20 protein-coding genes are annotated in these 15686 nt (G+C 54.0%); 4 read left to right on the top strand and 16 right to left on the bottom strand.

Annotated elements, in window-relative coordinates:
• Positions 1–25 precede the first annotated feature (25 nt).
• The 3 genes from POTG_RS15740 to deoD form a co-directional block, all read right to left on the bottom strand.
• The gene (locus POTG_RS15740) at positions 26–448 is read right to left on the bottom strand and encodes a stage V sporulation protein AB (protein WP_016311746.1); all 423 of its coding nucleotides are present in this window, start codon (positions 446–448) and stop codon (positions 26–28) included.
• Entirely contained in the window at positions 448–1089 is a 642-nt protein-coding gene (locus POTG_RS15735) for a stage V sporulation protein AA (protein ID WP_028538349.1), read from the bottom strand. Before POTG_RS15735 ends, POTG_RS15740 begins: the two co-directional genes overlap by 1 nt.
• Before the next feature lie 138 nt (positions 1090–1227).
• Positions 1228–1935, bottom strand: coding sequence for a purine-nucleoside phosphorylase (deoD, locus tag POTG_RS15730; RefSeq protein WP_009225826.1), 708 nt, complete (start codon positions 1933–1935; stop codon positions 1228–1230).
• Positions 1936–2174: 239 nt separating this feature from the next.
• On the opposite strand from deoD, the gene POTG_RS15725 reads away from it, so the two are divergent.
• Complete coding sequence (locus tag POTG_RS15725) at positions 2175–2777, top strand: chromate transporter (RefSeq protein ID WP_009225825.1); 603 nt, start codon at positions 2175–2177, stop codon at positions 2775–2777.
• A complete protein-coding gene (locus POTG_RS15720; protein WP_009225824.1) occupies positions 2774–3316 on the top strand; it encodes a chromate transporter in 543 nt (180 codons plus the stop codon). Before POTG_RS15725 ends, POTG_RS15720 begins: the two co-directional genes overlap by 4 nt.
• A 78-nt stretch (positions 3317–3394) precedes the next feature.
• On the opposite strand, the gene sigF is transcribed toward POTG_RS15720, so the two are convergent.
• The 13 genes from sigF to POTG_RS15655 form a co-directional block, all read right to left on the bottom strand.
• Entirely contained in the window at positions 3395–4150 is a 756-nt protein-coding gene (sigF, locus tag POTG_RS15715) for an RNA polymerase sporulation sigma factor SigF (RefSeq protein WP_009225823.1), read from the bottom strand.
• Between the two features lie 11 nt (positions 4151–4161).
• The gene (gene spoIIAB, locus POTG_RS15710) at positions 4162–4590 is read right to left on the bottom strand and encodes an anti-sigma F factor (protein WP_036624713.1); all 429 of its coding nucleotides are present in this window, start codon (positions 4588–4590) and stop codon (positions 4162–4164) included.
• A gap of 29 nt (positions 4591–4619) precedes the next feature.
• Positions 4620–4973, bottom strand: coding sequence for an anti-sigma F factor antagonist (gene spoIIAA / locus POTG_RS15705; protein ID WP_009225821.1), 354 nt, complete (start codon positions 4971–4973; stop codon positions 4620–4622).
• A 90-nt stretch (positions 4974–5063) separates the two neighbouring features.
• On the bottom strand, positions 5064–6254 hold the full coding sequence (locus POTG_RS15700) for a D-alanyl-D-alanine carboxypeptidase family protein (RefSeq protein WP_009225820.1): 1191 nt from the start codon (positions 6252–6254) through the stop codon (positions 5064–5066).
• Between the two features lie 380 nt (positions 6255–6634).
• Entirely contained in the window at positions 6635–7966 is a 1332-nt protein-coding gene (locus POTG_RS15695; protein ID WP_009225819.1) for a pyrimidine-nucleoside phosphorylase, read from the bottom strand.
• 21 nt (positions 7967–7987) lie between these two features.
• Positions 7988–8824 carry a purine-nucleoside phosphorylase gene (locus tag POTG_RS15690; RefSeq protein ID WP_009225818.1) on the bottom strand — a complete coding sequence of 279 codons (837 nt, stop codon included), beginning with the start codon at positions 8822–8824 and terminating at the stop codon, positions 7988–7990.
• Positions 8825–8875: 51 nt separating this feature from the next.
• The gene (gene deoB / locus POTG_RS15685; RefSeq protein ID WP_009225817.1) at positions 8876–10063 is read right to left on the bottom strand and encodes a phosphopentomutase; all 1188 of its coding nucleotides are present in this window, start codon (positions 10061–10063) and stop codon (positions 8876–8878) included.
• 33 nt (positions 10064–10096) lie between these two features.
• A complete protein-coding gene (gene xerD / locus POTG_RS15680; protein ID WP_009225816.1) occupies positions 10097–11068 on the bottom strand; it encodes a site-specific tyrosine recombinase XerD in 972 nt (323 codons plus the stop codon).
• 106 nt (positions 11069–11174) lie between these two features.
• Positions 11175–11432, bottom strand: coding sequence for a DUF4227 family protein (locus tag POTG_RS15675; protein ID WP_009225815.1), 258 nt, complete (start codon positions 11430–11432; stop codon positions 11175–11177).
• Positions 11433–11609: 177 nt separating this feature from the next.
• Positions 11610–12083: a ferric iron uptake transcriptional regulator gene (fur, locus tag POTG_RS15670; protein WP_009225814.1), complete on the bottom strand. Its 474-nt coding sequence runs from the start codon at positions 12081–12083 to the stop codon at positions 11610–11612.
• Between the two features lie 227 nt (positions 12084–12310).
• Positions 12311–12937: a stage II sporulation protein M gene (spoIIM, locus tag POTG_RS15665; RefSeq protein ID WP_009225813.1), complete on the bottom strand. Its 627-nt coding sequence runs from the start codon at positions 12935–12937 to the stop codon at positions 12311–12313.
• A gap of 99 nt (positions 12938–13036) precedes the next feature.
• Positions 13037–14245 (bottom strand): endonuclease Q family protein, encoded by a 1209-nt coding sequence (locus POTG_RS15660; RefSeq protein WP_009225812.1) that lies wholly within the window; start codon positions 14243–14245, stop codon positions 13037–13039.
• Positions 14242–14808: an NUDIX hydrolase gene (locus tag POTG_RS15655; RefSeq protein ID WP_009225811.1), complete on the bottom strand. Its 567-nt coding sequence runs from the start codon at positions 14806–14808 to the stop codon at positions 14242–14244. Before POTG_RS15655 ends, POTG_RS15660 begins: the two co-directional genes overlap by 4 nt.
• Positions 14809–14916: 108 nt before the next feature.
• Between POTG_RS15655 and mciZ the strand changes: the two genes are divergently transcribed.
• Entirely contained in the window at positions 14917–15096 is a 180-nt protein-coding gene (gene mciZ / locus POTG_RS15650; RefSeq protein WP_009225810.1) for a Z-ring formation inhibitor MciZ, read from the top strand.
• 3 nt (positions 15097–15099) lie between these two features.
• Positions 15100–15663: a tetratricopeptide repeat protein gene (locus tag POTG_RS15645; RefSeq protein ID WP_009225809.1), complete on the top strand. Its 564-nt coding sequence runs from the start codon at positions 15100–15102 to the stop codon at positions 15661–15663.
• Positions 15664–15686 lie beyond the last annotated feature (23 nt).

Below are 15686 nucleotides of genomic sequence, written 5' to 3'. Positions count from 1 at the left end.
CCAGATCTACCTCCGTTTCTTCAAATCACGGTCTGTAAATAAACCACTCAAACAGGGAGCCTGCCATTTTGCCAAACACCATCGCGAGCAAGAAGCCAAACAGGTATCGCTGCATATGCAGTCTCTTGGCAAGTATGGGAAGCACGTTCAGCACCTCGGTCAAAGCCGCCGCCAACATCCCGACAAAAACGCCGTTAAACAAACCAACGATGCCGGTAATCAGCCATGGCCCAGCCACCTTCCAGTCCCAGAAGTCCGCTACCGTACCAATCACCGCTCCGGCGATCATCGCCCCTTCGTACCAATGCACCTTGTCATAGGAATTTGTCACCTGGGCTAGGCGCGGAATCATGTCCAGCACGATAAATAAAGCGATCACGCCGCTGCCAATGGCCACACCGCCGGCCAGGCCTAGGAAGATCGCCAACCCCGCAGCTAGTGGTGACATCAGTTTCGCTTCGCCGACGAGTCGGCACGGTGCATTTTCTTTAACTCTTCGGCAACGACGTATTGGTTCAAGTTCTCCTGGTAGAGGAACATTTCGACTTCAAGCGGGGTGGGTTCCTCGTTCCATTTTTTCTTAAATAAATGATTAAAGAAGACGATCATCCCAAAACCGATGCCTACGGAATAGGCCCCTTGAAACAGGTAAGGATGCTCGTCCTTCTCCCCCGTGATCATCTCCACGATTCGGACCTGAACCTCGGGCATGCTGACGTCGGCGTGAAAGTTCATGATGGTCAAGGCCGCTCCGAAGAAGAGCAGCAGCCAAACTAAGGCAAACAGCAGCAAAGATGGTTTCTTCTCGGCTTTGATCATTTCCACGAGTACATGGGGCTCGCCAAGCAACTCAATCCGCAGCCCGGGAAACTTCGATTGAATCGCCGAAATGACCCGCAGCGTATCAATCACGATCAGATTCCCATCCCGTTGCTCCGGCCGGTCCAACTCCAGCTCCAGCAGCTTGCCCTCCAGCTCCGGCTCTGCCAGCACACGGGCTACGTCCCGCAGCCGAATCGGCGCCCCAGCGGGAAGCCCGACTTGCTTGCGCAGACGCAAATAGACGATGGACGCAGACTCTTTCTCCATGCTGACCACCCTTCCACTAGCGTATTGCCCATAGTATGCCAAGGGAGGAGAGGCTTTACTCTTACTCTTTGCACGCAAAAAAAGCATGGGACGTATGCTCACGCATCCGTTCCCATGCTTAATTCGATGGTTCTGGGATTACAGCGATGCTGCCGTATCCAGAGCCACTTCCATCATTTGCTTAAACGTCGTTTGCCGTTCCTCCGCCGTCGTCTCCTCTCCCGTCAGCAGATGGTCGCTGACGGTTAGAATCGTCAACGCCTTCACGCCGTATTTGGCAGCCAAGGTGTAGAGGGCCGTGGTTTCCATTTCAACGCCTAACACGCCGTATTTCATCAGCAGCTGAGTTACGCTTGTATCGTCGCGATAGAACATATCCGAGCTGAAAATGTTACCGACATGCAGCTTCAACCCTTTCTCCACACCGCGCTCATATGCTGCCTTCAGCAGCTCGAAGTTCGCAATCGGCGCAAAGTCGTAACCGCTAAAGACATGGCGGTTCATGCTGGAATCGGTACAAGAAGCTTGAGCCAAAATCACGTCACGCACATGTACATGCGGCTGCATGCCGCCGCATGTTCCCACGCGGATCAGATTTTTGACACCGTATTCCTTCAACAGCTCATTCACATAGATTGAGATCGATGGGATGCCCATGCCGGTCCCTTGAACGGAAATTCGTTTTCCTTGATACGTTCCGGTAAAGCCAAGCATGCCGCGCACTTCGTTATAACAGATGACGTCGCTCAAATACGTCTCGGCGATAAATTTAGCCCGGAGCGGATCTCCAGGCAGCAGGATCGTTTCGGCGATTTCTCCCGGTTTCGCTGCGATATGTACACTCATGTTCTGGTATCTCCCTTGCTTCCAATTTTGGTATTGATATCAACGCTCTTTATTATATAGGATGCGACAACCATCGTACATGGATGCAATCACCGCAGAACCGTATTGATGCATTGATGCACCTGCCTCACGATGCACATTTTTTCGCCGCTTCCCTCTCCTTCCCCCTATAATAGGGTTGACTGGTTATTCTAGGATTGGGCGAAGTCGGGTAACTTAAGAACAAAGGAGGGAACCGCTTGAAACCTCATCTTAAAGATTATTTGGACCTGGGCGTATCCATGGTTAGAACCGGCGTGTTAGGTTACGGTGGCGGACCTTCCGTCATCCCCTTGATCCGGCACGATGCCGTCAAGCGTTATCAGTGGCTTGGCGATGAAGAGTTTGGCGAAATTCTCGCCATCGCCAACGCCTTGCCCGGCCCCATCGCAACGAAGATGGCCGCCTACCTGGGCTATAAGCGTAGAGGGGTTCTGGGAGCGTTCTATGCTGTGATCATGCACATCTTCCCCAGTGTCCTGGCGATGCTCCTGCTGCTCTCAGCTGTGAATCTTCTAGCTGGGTCTCGCGTCGTGAAAGGGATGATCGCGGCTGTCTCGCCTGTGATCGCCGTTATGCTCGGAGTCATGGCTTATGAATTTGCGAAAAAAGGAATCAAAGGGCTCGGCGTCATCTCCGGTATCCTGTTCATGCTCCTGGCCCTATTGCTGCTGGTGGTCTTGCAAGTTCATCCAGCGCTCGTGATTGTGTTGTTCCTTGGCTACGGTGCCGTACATTACCGAGCGATGGCGCGCTTCCGCAGCAAGCGTAAGCGACCGGACGGGGAAGGAGATGGCCCATGATCGATTGGCTGAACTTGCTGCTTGGCTTCCTGATCGCCAATTTGCTGGGCTATGGCGGAGGCCCCTCCTCCATTCCGTTAATGTACCAGGAGATCGTGCCCCACTATCATTGGCTGTCGGATGCGGAATTTTCCAATATGCTTGCCCTCGGCAACGCCTTACCAGGCCCCATCGCCACCAAAATCGCCGCCTACGTAGGCTTTGAGGTCGGCGGTTGGATCGGCCTTGGACTTGCGCTGCTGGGCACCGTGCTGCCCTCGGCGGCCGGCCTTATCCTGCTGCTGCGCCTGCTTGCCAAATACCGCCAATCCAGCATCGTCAAAGGGATGACCTTGCTCGTGCAGCCGGTGATTGCGGTTATGATGATCACCCTCACGTGGCAGATGGCCAAGGAGCCCATGGGCACGATCGGCATCTGGCAGACGCTGGTGATCGCAGCCATCGCGTTCTGGGCAATGGAGCGCCGTAAAATCCATCCAGCCATTGTCATCGTAGCGGCGTTCATTTACGGTGGAGTAGTGCTCCAGCATTATGTTTAAGCGCGGTCTGTATCAATACACAAGCCCCTCGGTTCAGCGCGCCGTTGAAGGCTGACGCTGTCCGAAGGGCTTGCCCTTTCATTGCGCGATCTGATCGCGAATGCTTTGTAATATTTTTTTCTCGAGCCTGGACACCTGAACCTGGGATATCCCAAGCCGGGTCGCCACCTCTGATTGGGTCTGGTCGCGATAGTACCTAAGGTACACGATAAGACGTTCCCGGTCGGTTAAGCCGTCGATCGCTTCATGTAGTGCCAGCTTGTCGAACCAGCGCTCCTGGGTCTCGTCAGCAATTTGATCCATCAGTGTGATCGGATCGCCATCATTTTCAAATACGGTTTCGTGAATGGATGCCGGCGGTTTGTTCGCCTCTTGGGCAAACACGACATCCTCGGGTGTAACACCCAGCTCATCGGCAACTTCCTTGACGGTTGGAAGCCGGCCCAGCTGTTTGGACAGTTCATCCTTCTTCTTGCGAACCTTGTTCGCCATCTCCTTCAATGAACGGCTGACCTTCAGCGTCCCGTCATCGCGCAGGAACCGCTGAATTTCCCCGATGATCATCGGCACCGCATACGTAGAAAACTTCACATCATAGCTGAGATCAAACTTGTCCACCGACTTCAGCAGGCCGATACAGCCGATTTGAAACAAATCCTCGGGTTCGTATCCCCGATTCATAAACCGCTGCACGACGGACCAGACAAGTCGAATGTTGCAGTTCACCAGCCGGTCTCTAGCAGCGTTGTCCCCGGATTGACTCAGGGCGATCAACCGTTTCACTTCCGTGTCGTCCAAAAACTCTCTCGAGATTTGCTTCACTTCGGCATCCATAGCTCCAACCCCTAATTGTATAAAGCTTTCTTGGATACAATCCTCTTCTTCATCCGAATGCGCGTGCCCCCGCCAATCTCGCTGGTCACATCGAATTCATCCATAAAATTTTCCATAATCGTAAAGCCCATCCCCGAGCGCTCCAGTTCCGGCTTCGACGTATAAAGCGGCTGCTTCGCCAATTCCACATCCTCAATACCTCGGCCTTGATCCTCGATGATCAAGGTCACCGTATCGCCCTCAATGGAAGCAGAGATGGTGACAATCCCTTCCGGGTTCCCGTCATATCCGTGGATGATGGAATTGGTGACCGCTTCCGAAACCACCGTCTTCAAGTCGGTGATTTCATCCATCGTAGGATCCAGCTGAGAAACGAAGGCAGCGACGGTCACCCGGGCAAACGATTCATTTTCGGACTTCGCGGCAAATTGAAGTTTCATGAAATTCCCGGCTTGATTCGCGTTGGTACTCACAGGGCCACCTCCAGTTCCGTCAGCGCCAGATCCTCGTTTTCGAAGATGGACATAATTTTAAACAATCCCGACATTTCCAGCAGTCGATATACCGGCGGGTTGACGTCACATACGACCATCTTCCCGCCCTTTTGCTTGATCAGCTTATATCTTCCGAGGATGACGCCGATGCCGGAGCTATCCATAAACTGCAGCTCTTTGAGGCTTAACACCAGATTGCGGCAGTTCCCGCGGGCGATTTCTTCATCCATCCGCATGCGGACGTTGTCCGCCGTATGATGATCCAATTCCCCGCTCAAGCGTACAATTAATGTCTCGCGGTGTCTTACCATTTCCACATGCAAATTCACGCCTGTTCACTCTCCTCCCTAGACATGAACACAACAATTCTACGACCTCAGGCCGGATTCCTGCCGCCTGACAAAACTAGAAGAAAAGCCCTATGAATCTACAAAAAACAAGTGTGCCGCGGTTCGCTTGAACAATGTCCACCAGCCCGCTTTATCAATGTCCGCAGGGGCGGTCAGCTCGAACTCTGTCAACGTGCGGCCATCCTGATAGACGACCAGCTTGCCGATCGTTTGACCGGCTTTAATCGGTGCTGCAAGCTTTTCTGGTGCGATCAACTTATGCGTGATGCTGTCTTGCTTCACACCCTTTTTGACCAGTACATTCAGCGGTTTGGCGGCGGTCAGCTCCAACTGGGCGCTCATCCCCTTCTGCACCTTCACCTTGCCAATCGTTTCCCCGGCTTGATAAATCGGCAGCAACGCGTATTGCGAGAAGGCGTAATCGAACATCGCCGAGACTTCGCTGTTCCGCGTTTTAGTATTCGGCTCGCCCAGCACTACAGCGATCAGGCGAAGTCCGTCACGTTTTGCGGTAGCGGCCAGGCAGAACTTCGCTTCCGAGGTATAGCCGGTTTTCAGGCCGTCTGCCCCGCTGTAGAAGCGCACGAGTTTGTTCGTATTCACGAGCCAGAACGGCTTCTCGGTGCCTTGGCGCAAATAATCCTGATACGCCCCGGTATACTTCGTAATCTCCTCATGCTTCAGCAGCTCCCGGCTCATAATGGCGATATCGTAAGCTGAGCTATAATGGTCCGCCACCGGCAAGCCGTTGCAGTTCGCAAAATGCGTATCCTTGAGTCCCAGCTGCTGCGCTCGCTCGTTCATCATTTTGACGAAGGCTTTTTCCGAGCCGGCGATCTTCTCGGCAAGCGCCACGGACGCATCGTTCCCAGACGCCATAGCCACGCCCTTCAACAGCTCATCCACAGTCATCGTTTCGCCCGGCTCCAGAAAGATCTGCGAGCCGCCCATCGATGCCGCATATTCGCTTGTCGTCACCTTATCGGTCAGCTTCAGCGTGCCGTTATCGATCGCCTCCATGGTCAGCAACATCGTCATGATTTTGGTGATGCTGGCAGGTGGCAGCTTCTCATGACTCTTCTTCTCGTAAATTACTGTGCCGGTATCGGCATCGATTAAGACGGCGGACAACGCATTTTCCGCCAATGCGATTTCATCATCCCCGTCATGCGGACCGCCATGATTAGCACTGGTGTAGGTCGGCCACACCGATACGGCCAATACGAACGCGGCAAACCAGGTCAACATCCGTCTTTTCAAGGTTTATCCTCCTTCTAGACATAAGTCTGGATTCTGCTAACCTAGTATCGGCATGAAAGAGGAATAATATTCCTGGCACCAAAAGAAAAAACGCCTTTCGGCGTTTGATTTCTTGGCGTTACATGCCACAACCCTTTGAATAAGGGAAGTTTTAGGCCTTATTTTGTTGATATGAGGCGTTGATTCGCAAATAGAGGAACTTTTTACCCTTATTCTTCGGATGGAAGCGGAAATATCCCCGTTTGATCGTCTGCAGCCCAAAATAAGGCCATTCCATTCCTCTATTTCTCCATAAATCCTTCGTTCAGCGAAAATAAGGCCATTTTATACCGCTATTTCGTCATGCAACTTTCGGCTGTCCGGTGCAAATTCCGAACCGCTCAGAACCGCTTGATCCCGTCCGGCGTCACCAGCGCAAAAACCAGCGGCCGGCGCGGCACCTTCGTGCTGGAAATGCCGTAAGCGTTTAGAATGCGCCGCTCCGCCTCCGCGAGGCCTGCTTCATGGCTGCGGTTCAGATGCAGCACCGCCAGCGTTTCGCCCGCCTCAACCGGATCGCCGATTTTCTTGCGCAGCTCTACGCCGGCAGCCAAGTCGATGACGGATTCCTTCGTTTCCCGGCCCGCCCCAAGCATCATGGCGGCGAGGCCGATCTCCTCAGCCTGAATCGATTCAACAAATCCGCCCGCGGTCGCCTTCACGTCCACCTTCAGCTCCGCTTCCGGCAGCAGCTCTGGATGGTCGATCTGCTCCGTGTTTCCGCCTTGCGCCGCAACCATTTGCTTCAGCTTCTCCAGCGCTTGCCCGCTGTTGATCTGTTCGACCAGCATGGCTTTAGCCTCTTCCTCGCTCGACGCCTTGCCGCCGAGAATCAGCATGTGCGACGCCAGGATCAGGCAGACCTCCTCGAGATCGGCCGGGCCTTCCCCCCGCAGCGTTGCGACGGCTTCCTTGATCTCCAGCGCATTGCCGATCGCGTGACCGAGCGGTTGGTCCATGTCGCTGATCACGGCAACCGTGCGGCGGCCAACCTGCGTGCCGATATCAACCATGGCCTTGGCCAGACGGATCGAGTCCTCCAGCGTCTTCATGAACGCGCCGCTGCCGGTCTTGACGTCCAGCACAATGGCATCTGCGCCGGCGGCGATCTTCTTGCTCATGACGCTGCTGGCGATCAGCGGGATGGAATCCACCGTCGCGGTGACATCCCGCAGCGCATACAGCTTCTTGTCGGCTGGTGTCATATTGCCGCTTTGGCCGACGACCGCGAGGCCAATTTCGTTCACCTGGCGGAAAAATTGCTCCTTCGTAAGCTCTACAGAGAATCCCGAGATCGCTTCCAGCTTGTCGATCGTCCCGCCGGTATGCCCCAGCCCCCGGCCGGACATCTTCGCGACCGGCACGCCGGCAGCCGCCACGAGCGGGCCCAATACGACGGTTGTTTTATCGCCAACCCCGCCAGTCGAATGCTTGTCGACCTTAATGCCACGGATGGAGCCGAGGTCAATCGTATCCCCGGAACCGGCCATCGCCATCGTCAGGTCGGCCGTCTCCCGGGCGCTCATCCCTTGATAATAAACGGCCATCGCCCATGCGGACATTTGGTAGTCGGGGATCTGCCCCTCGCTGTACCCTTTGACCAAAAAGCCAATTTCCTCGCTCGTCAGCTCCTGGCCGTCCCTTTTTTTACGGATCAGATCTACCGCTCTCATCGCTCCCTGCCTCCGTTCTTCTTAAGCTTCGCCAATTTCCGGGATAATGGACAATACAAGGCTTAGAAACTTCTCGCGCACGCGCTCGGTCGTCTCCATAACCTCCTGGTGGGACAACGGCTGGTCCAAAATACCTGCCGCCATATTGCTGATGCAGGAAATCCCCAGCACCTCGATGCCGGCATGGCGGGCGACGATCGTTTCCGAAACGGTGGACATCCCTACCGCGTCAGCACCAAGCGTCCGCAGCATGCGGATTTCCGCAGGCGTCTCATAGGTTGGGCCCAGCAAGCCGGCATAGACGCCCTCTTGCAGAGGCACTCCTTTGTTTGCAGCGACCTTCCGTGCGATCTCACGCAGACGGCGGCTGTACGCTTGGGACATGTCCGGGAAGCGCGGTCCCAGCTCCTCGTCGTTTGGACCTACCAACGGATTACGGCCTGTGAGATTCAGATGGTCGGAGATCAGCATGAGATCCCCTGGCTCATAGGACGTGTTCACCCCACCAGCCGCGTTCGTGACCAGCAGCGTTGTAACACCCAGCTCCTTCATGACCCGTACCGGGAAAGCAGTCATTTCCGGCCCGTATCCTTCGTACATGTGGAAGCGGCCTTTCATCAGCACGACCGGCGTGCCTTGCACCGTCCCGATCAACAGTTCACCCGCGTGGCCTTCTACCGTCGACTGCGGAAAGAACGGGATATCGCGGTAGCTGATGCTGACCGGCTCCTCAATATGATCAGCCAATACGCCCAATCCAGAGCCCAGAATTAATCCTACCTTTGGCGTAAGCGTCGACCGGGAACGGATATAATCCGCTGCCTCCCGGATCATGCCAATGTTTAATGTCGTCGTCATATCAAAATCCTCCTGGTTCACAAGCTATAGATGACAGTTGAACTTCTACTCTTAAACGAGTTCGTGTAAGAAGCTCTTTCCGTGCTCGGTTGCATGCACCCCGAAATTGTCGGCGATCGTCGCGGCCAAATCGGCATACGTTGCCCGGATGCCCAGGCTGCCCGGCTTTTTCAGGCTTGGCCCGTAAACAAGCAACGGCACGTATTCGCGGGTATGGTCCGTTCCGGCATGAATCGGATCGTTGCCGTGGTCGGCCGTAATGATCAGCAAGTCGTTCTCACCCACATTTTTCAACAAATCCGGTACCGCCGCATCAAACTCCTCCAACGCACGGGCGTAGCCCTGCGGGTCGCGACGATGGCCGTACAAGGAGTCGAAATCCACCAGGTTCGTGAACAGCATGCCGGTGAAATCCTGGCCGATCCGCTGCAGCGTTTCTTCGATCCCATGCTGGTTGCTCTTCGTTGGATACGAAGCGGTAATCCCTTCCCCGGAGAAAATATCGCCAATCTTCCCGATGGCTACCACTTCCTTGCCGGCATTTTTCAACGCGTTTAGTACTGTTGGTTCCGGCGGTTTTACCGCATAATCGTGGCGGTTTGGCGTGCGCTGGAAGTTGCCCGGTTGACCGATAAACGGACGGGCGATTACGCGCCCAACGGAATGCTCCGGCTCAAGCGTCAGCCGACGAGCGATTTCGCAAGCCCGGTACAGCTCCGGCAGCGGGATAATCTCTTCATGGGCCGCAATTTGAAATACGCTGTCCGCCGAGGTGTACACGATCCAGCTTCCGGTTTTCATATGCTCTTCCCCGAGCTCCACCAAAATTTCCGTACCGGAAGCCGGCTTGTTGCCGATGATTTTACGCCCCGTTTCTTGCTCGAAGCGAGCGATCAAATCACGCGGGAAGCCTTTGGGATATGTTTGGAACGGAGTCTCGATCTTCAGACCCATCAGCTCCCAGTGGCCGGTCATCGTATCCTTGCCCGCAGAGATCTCAGCCATTTTACCGAAGTAAGCCAACGGCTCGTCCACTGGATCCAGATTCGGCAGCTCCGCGATATTCCCCAGTCCTAATTTTTGCAGGTTAGGCAGCTTAGTACCCGGTACGGTTTGCAAAATATGCCCCAGCGTATGCGCACCTTCGTCACCGAATTTTTTGGCGTCTGGCAGTTCGCCGATCCCCACGCTGTCGAGGACGATGACGGTCATTTTTCTAAAACGATTTCCATTTTCCATCTTCTATCACTCCTTTGATCTATGCAGCTATAGTTATCCCTTCCCAGAAGGAAAACCATTCTGACGATCCTTCGGGTCCCCTTCTTGTGCGGCTTCCGGCGCCATAGACTCCCGCATCGTCCGCGGATGAAAAGCGTCGTAGACCGTCTTCAGATTGGACCTTGAACGGCTTACATACATTTGAATCGTGGAAGCATCAGAATGCCCCAGCAGCTCCTGTACCGATCTCACGTCCGCCCCCCGCTCCAGCAGATGAACGGCGAAGGAATGGCGCAGCGTATGCGGCGTAATATCGGACGTAATCCCTGCTTCCTGGCCATACTTCTTCATCAGCTTCCAGAAGCCTTGGCGGCTAATCCGCCCGCCCCGACGGTTCGGGAAAAGAGCCGGGTTCTCCCTCTCATCCAGAATCAAATGGCTGCGTCCTTCCCTTAAATACAAATCAAGCCATTCCGCCGTGACTCCTCCAAACGGAAGAATGCGTTCCTTCCCCCGCTCCCCGGTGCAGCGGAGAAAATGAAGCTCCAGGTTCACGTCGTCCTTGTTCAGCGAGATCAGCTCGGATACGCGGATGCCGGTTGCATAGAGCAGCTCAAGCATGGCCTTGTCCCTTAAGCCTAACGGCGTGTCGGGCTTTGGGGCTTCCAGCAGCCGTTCAGTTTCCTCCACGGTGAGGGTTTGCGGCGGTTTTTTTTCGACTTTGGGCATTTCCAGCATGATGAAGGGATCCTGCTCAATCCGCCGTTCCTGCAGTAAATACCGAAAGAAAGCGCGAAGGGTGACAGACACGCGTTGAATCGTTGCCGGCGCCTTGCCGAGATCTTTCAAGTAAGCGAAATAGAGCAAGATGCCCGCACGGGTCACTTGGCGATAATCGCTGATCTGCTTCGATTGCAAATAGCTTATGTACTGCTTGAGATCCCGCGCATAGGACTCCCGCGTTGCTTCACTTAATCCCCGTTGCCCGGCCAAAAACGAAATAAAAGAGGCCGCATCCCGTTCCATGCGCTGCGCCTCCTTTCTTGGTTATCAAATGCAATATCTTCAGCCATCCGCCTTGATTACTATTTCCACATCCCTGCGAAATTTCCCTGCTCCCCCTGACAATGAACTACTCTCCATACCAGAAAAATAATTTCAGCCTCTCCGTCATGGTCTCCATCATGTTATTTCCGGGTACGCCTTCATAAAATACTTTCACCGCAGAGCCTTCGGGAACGCGGTACTTGTCCTCACGAAATAGGTAATCGTCCAGCAGTCCTAGCGCCTTATAAAAAGTATACGCAAGTGCGACAAACAGGATCAAATATTTCCCTGTTCTGAGCCATTTTCGAAGCGAGATGACCATGAGCCCCACCCTCTCTATCATTTGTGGAGGCGCCCGATTATCTGCTAGGACGCCCTATGTATTAAGTATATAGAGAGAGACTAGGGAGTATGCGGAAATGACTTCATAGGTTATGCGGCTTATGCCGCGTTTCCCCTCGTGCGAGGCAACGTAAAAAGCTCCCTACGGCAGGGCCGTAAAGAGCTCGGCTTAACGAAGTTATTTCTTATTGTCTGTTCCAGGCGAATCGTTATTCTTGTCCTTGCATCGGTAACAAATGCCTTGAAAATCCAACCGGTGATCCAGCACCGTAAAATTGAATTCCTTCTCCAAGCGTTCCTCGAGCGGTCCAAGCCAATCCTCGCGGATTTCATCCATTGCCCCACACTGAACACAGATCAAATGGTGGTGATGATGTTTGGTCGTATCGGTACGCAAGTCGTACCGGGCTACACCGTCGCCGAAGTTGATCTTCTCCACAACGTGAAGCTCGCTGAGCAATTCCAATGTTCGATAGACCGTGGCCAGGCCGATCTCCGGCGCCTTGTCTTTGACGAGCATGAAAACATCTTCCGCACTAAGATGATCGTCTTCATTTTCGAGCAAAACGCGTACCGTGGCTTCCCGCTGGGGCGTCAATTTGTAACCGTGGGATTGTAACTGCTGTTTGATTTTTTCGATCTTTGCTTCCATGTTATCCCTCCCCAGCCTTGCCGCACATCCAATAAGTTCATGACCACTTCTTTCATTATAGGGGGAGATATTCAACAAAGTCAAACATTTTGGTAGATTGCAAAATCTTGAGGATGGCACATCACCAGGATGTCACAATTTAGTAGAACGTGCTAGGAAAAACGAATATCCCCCGACTAGGCCAGCAGCCAGGTGCGGGGGATTTATTTTCCTACACAAGCATGAATTCAAGCAATCAATGGCGTAACCCAGCTCATCATCACCGGAGTCACCCACGTTTCGAAGGAAGAGATGGCGAGTAGCACCGCAGCCATGGCCAGCGTCAGCCCTGTATACGACAGGAAAGGCCGGGTGGCTTGGCCGGGACGGCTCATTAACACACGCGAGCGAATGATGTTGAGCGAGAAGCTCACCGCTGCGACGCTGGCGATCAGCAGGGCCGGAATCACGATCAGATTGTGCGGCGCTACGGACACGAGGGCGAATAGCAGCCCCTTCCAGGTATATTGGCCAACCAGATAGCCAACTGTAAAGCCGATCAATACCCCTTTTAGAAAATCGAGAATTAAGATCCCTGGGAGTCCGATCACGGATAATCCCAATAGCCAGATCAAGCCAAGCCATTTTAAATGCAAGGCAGCGACTTGCCAGAACATCATCGGCTGAAACTCGAACCCGCCTTCATTGATCGATAGAAAGAAATCACCCAAATACCGGGAGATATCCTGTTGTTGTTCCAACGTTAATGCGTTGACCATCAGCGCGCCGAATACGACGCCCATTAAAAACAGCACGGAAACAAAAACATATAGCGGCGTTTGGTCTTTTAATGTATGACGAATGGGGTGCAGCATCGAATTTTGCCTCCTAGCTTGTTCTATAGGGTCTTATCCTATCCCTATGAACAAGCCTGCTCGCTTATGCCTGCCGCTTGCCGGACCACCACCTGCAGATTAAGACTTTTTCACTTTGCCATAGATTCCGCCGCCTCCGGCGCTAAGTTCGAGCCTACCGCTGCGGGCCATGCCAATAAGTTGGGCCAGTTCCGCTCCCACCGCTTCAGCCAGCTCCGCCTCCGGCACATGATGCAGGATGTTCATCTCCGTGCCGAACCGCTCCAGCAGCAGCTCTAATTTCGCCGGCCCAAGGCCGGGGATAAACTCCAGGGGAACCTGGTAATGATACGGCGGACGATGAAGCGGTACGCTGGGCTCAGATCGATCTGCGATTGAGCGGATGCGGTCAAGCACACCCCGCACCAGCTTCGGGCTGCCGCAATAAGGACATCGCTCCACGTTGGCTTCTGCCTCATCGATGATATAGTTGCAGTTGCTGCAGTAGGTCCGGTGGTATTTGCCAAGGCGGGGGTTCAGCCCGTAATTCCCGGCCACTAGGCGCCCCTCCTCGCGCCGCAGCGCCTTAGCGAATTCAAGATAGCTCGCTTCCTTCAGCCGCAGCTCATTGTATTCCCGCCCGATTTTGCCCAGCGAGTGAGCGTCGGAATTGGTTAAGATCGGAAAAGGATCGAGCTCGCTGATCAATCCAGCCATCTCCGTATCGGCGCTGAGCCCCAGCTCCACCGCGCTAATTAGAGAAAGATCCAACACATCCGACATCCGGGGGGCACAGCTTCCGTAAATGCTGCGATGCGGCGTGAAAATATGGGCGGGAATGATCATACCACCGCGGGCATACACCTCCTCCTGCAGCGTGACCGCCGGAGCGTACACGCGCTGCGAGCTTAGCCCAACATTCTTCATCCTTGGCTTCAGCCAATCCGTAAAGCCACGAATCGTCTCCAGGTGCGGGAAAAAAGCAAGCAAATGCGCCGGCCCCATCCCCGGTTCACGGATTTCCAGCTCGCAGCCCAGCAAAATCGTCGTCCCCTGATAGGTGATGCCGCCATCCTTCAGTTCCTGCATCTCCCCCTGCTCCAGGCACCGGTCGATATCCTCCTGTACCCCGGGGGCATGACAGTCAATGATGCCAACAAGCCCGATGCCCTTGCGTTGTGAAGCCTCCCTGGCGATTCCAGCGAAGGTCAGATCACGGCTGCCGCTAATCTTCACCGGCTCCCCCCGCCCGGTTCGTCCGATGTGAATATGCAAATCGGCGAAAACGGTCGTAAGCGCGGCCGAGGTTGTTGTGGAGCTCGAACTCATGGTCTTGCCTCTGCCTGTGCGCGAGCATCCTTAAGCTGCCAAATATACACCGCCATAATCGTTTTGGCATCCGCAATCCGCCCTTCCGCAATCAGGCCAAGTGCCTCCTCCAGCGTCACTTCCTGAACCTCAAGGAATTCGTCAACATCCGGCGACATTTCTCCTGGACTCAACTGCTCGGCCAAATAGAGATGGATAATCTCATCTGCGAACCCCGGCGAAGTATAGAATGAGTGCAAATGCGTCAATTTATCGCAGCGATACCCGGTCTCCTCCTGCAGCTCACGGACCGCCGCTTCCGCAGGATCTTCCCCTAGTTCCAATTTGCCCGCAGGAATCTCCAATTCACACCGGCCCATCGCCTGGCGATATTGGTCCACCAGCAGCAATCGTCCCTCATGCACCGCCAGCACGGCGACCGCACCCGGATGCTTCACAATTTCACGGGTTGCCGTCGTTCCGTCCGGCAGCTTGACGGTATCAATTTGCAGGGAGATCACTCTCCCCTGAAAGACCGGCTCTGTCGAAACCGTGGTTTCCTTTAATTTATCGTTGGAAGCCATTTCTTTTTCCTCCCTTAATCGAGTCATCAACCGTTCCAACCATACATAACTTGTCCGCACCGGACATATGGTGTTATTATACCAAACCGTTCGGAAAGGAGCCCCCTTATGAAAAGCTATTTCACGGAAGACCGTGTACGCGCTCAGGGCAAAGCTTGGCAGATTCGCCTTCTGCTGTCCCAATGGAAAAAAGAATCAGGACGTGACGTAAAAATCACCGATTTGATTCATTCCTATCAAAATAGTTATTCAATTAAGGGAAATCCGGTTAATAAAAGGAGGGGGTGAATTATGCGCAGTCCTACCGGACAGCCTAAAAATATGGGAAAACTCGTAGAAATGATCCAGAACGCCGTATCCACAGGTCAGATTGACGTTGCTGAACAGCTGGCGGGGCAGATGGACAATTATTTGCTTAGCGAGCTGATCCAATCTTTATATAAAGAAGGTTATGTCGCACTAGCCAAAGAACGGCTACTGCAGATCGAACCTCGGTTGCTTCGCGAGCCCACTCCCCCCTTTTTGGAGCTAAGCCTGATTTGGGCGGAAATTTGCTACGATGAGAGACAATACGAAGAAGCCGCTCCCATCTTTGAAGCGCTTGCCGAGCGGAATCCCGATTTCGCGGCAGCTCGTTTCGGCGCAGCCTCCTGTTACTTGCAGCAGGCGATCGCCAATCTGGAGCGACGAATCCAACTGTATCACCCGCCTAAATCGGAGCAGGAGAAAATTTGCAAATATTTAGACGACTTCCACCAAGCTTTGAACTTAATTCAAGCTTCAGGCTGGCATACCGAATGGAGTCCTGCGCAGGTTCGTCACTTCCCGGCCAAACCGTCTACTCGACTGCATTAATGCGAACCAATCCGGGGAACAGC

It is taken from the genome of Paenibacillus sp. oral taxon 786 str. D14, assembly GCF_000159955.1.
GTDB lineage: Bacteria > Bacillota > Bacilli > Paenibacillales > Paenibacillaceae > Fontibacillus > Fontibacillus phoenicis.
This window is presented reverse-complemented; position numbering and strand designations above follow the sequence as displayed.

Coding starts and splice junctions, on each gene's coding strand:
- POTG_RS15740 (WP_016311746.1), bottom strand. CDS start 448: ATGTCACCACTAGCTGCGGGGTTGGCGATCTTCCTAGGCCTGGCCGGC.
- POTG_RS15720 (WP_009225824.1), top strand. CDS start 2,774: ATGATCGATTGGCTGAACTTGCTGCTTGGCTTCCTGATCGCCAATTTG.
- POTG_RS15660 (WP_009225812.1), bottom strand. CDS start 14,245: ATGAGTTCGAGCTCCACAACAACCTCGGCCGCGCTTACGACCGTTTTC.
- fur (WP_009225814.1), bottom strand. CDS start 12,083: ATGGAAGCAAAGATCGAAAAAATCAAACAGCAGTTACAATCCCACGGT.
- POTG_RS15645 (WP_009225809.1), top strand. CDS start 15,100: ATGCGCAGTCCTACCGGACAGCCTAAAAATATGGGAAAACTCGTAGAA.
- spoIIAB (WP_036624713.1), bottom strand. CDS start 4,590: ATGAAACTTCAATTTGCCGCGAAGTCCGAAAATGAATCGTTTGCCCGG.
- deoB (WP_009225817.1), bottom strand. CDS start 10,063: ATGGAAAATGGAAATCGTTTTAGAAAAATGACCGTCATCGTCCTCGAC.
- POTG_RS15690 (WP_009225818.1), bottom strand. CDS start 8,824: ATGACGACGACATTAAACATTGGCATGATCCGGGAGGCAGCGGATTAT.
- POTG_RS15675 (WP_009225815.1), bottom strand. CDS start 11,432: ATGATAGAGAGGGTGGGGCTCATGGTCATCTCGCTTCGAAAATGGCTC.
- spoIIM (WP_009225813.1), bottom strand. CDS start 12,937: ATGCTGCACCCCATTCGTCATACATTAAAAGACCAAACGCCGCTATAT.
- xerD (WP_009225816.1), bottom strand. CDS start 11,068: ATGGAACGGGATGCGGCCTCTTTTATTTCGTTTTTGGCCGGGCAACGG.
- sigF (WP_009225823.1), bottom strand. CDS start 4,150: ATGGATGCCGAAGTGAAGCAAATCTCGAGAGAGTTTTTGGACGACACG.
- mciZ (WP_009225810.1), top strand. CDS start 14,917: ATGAAAAGCTATTTCACGGAAGACCGTGTACGCGCTCAGGGCAAAGCT.
- POTG_RS15735 (WP_028538349.1), bottom strand. CDS start 1,089: ATGGAGAAAGAGTCTGCGTCCATCGTCTATTTGCGTCTGCGCAAGCAA.
- POTG_RS15695 (WP_009225819.1), bottom strand. CDS start 7,966: ATGAGAGCGGTAGATCTGATCCGTAAAAAAAGGGACGGCCAGGAGCTG.
- POTG_RS15655 (WP_009225811.1), bottom strand. CDS start 14,808: ATGGCTTCCAACGATAAATTAAAGGAAACCACGGTTTCGACAGAGCCG.
- deoD (WP_009225826.1), bottom strand. CDS start 1,935: ATGAGTGTACATATCGCAGCGAAACCGGGAGAAATCGCCGAAACGATC.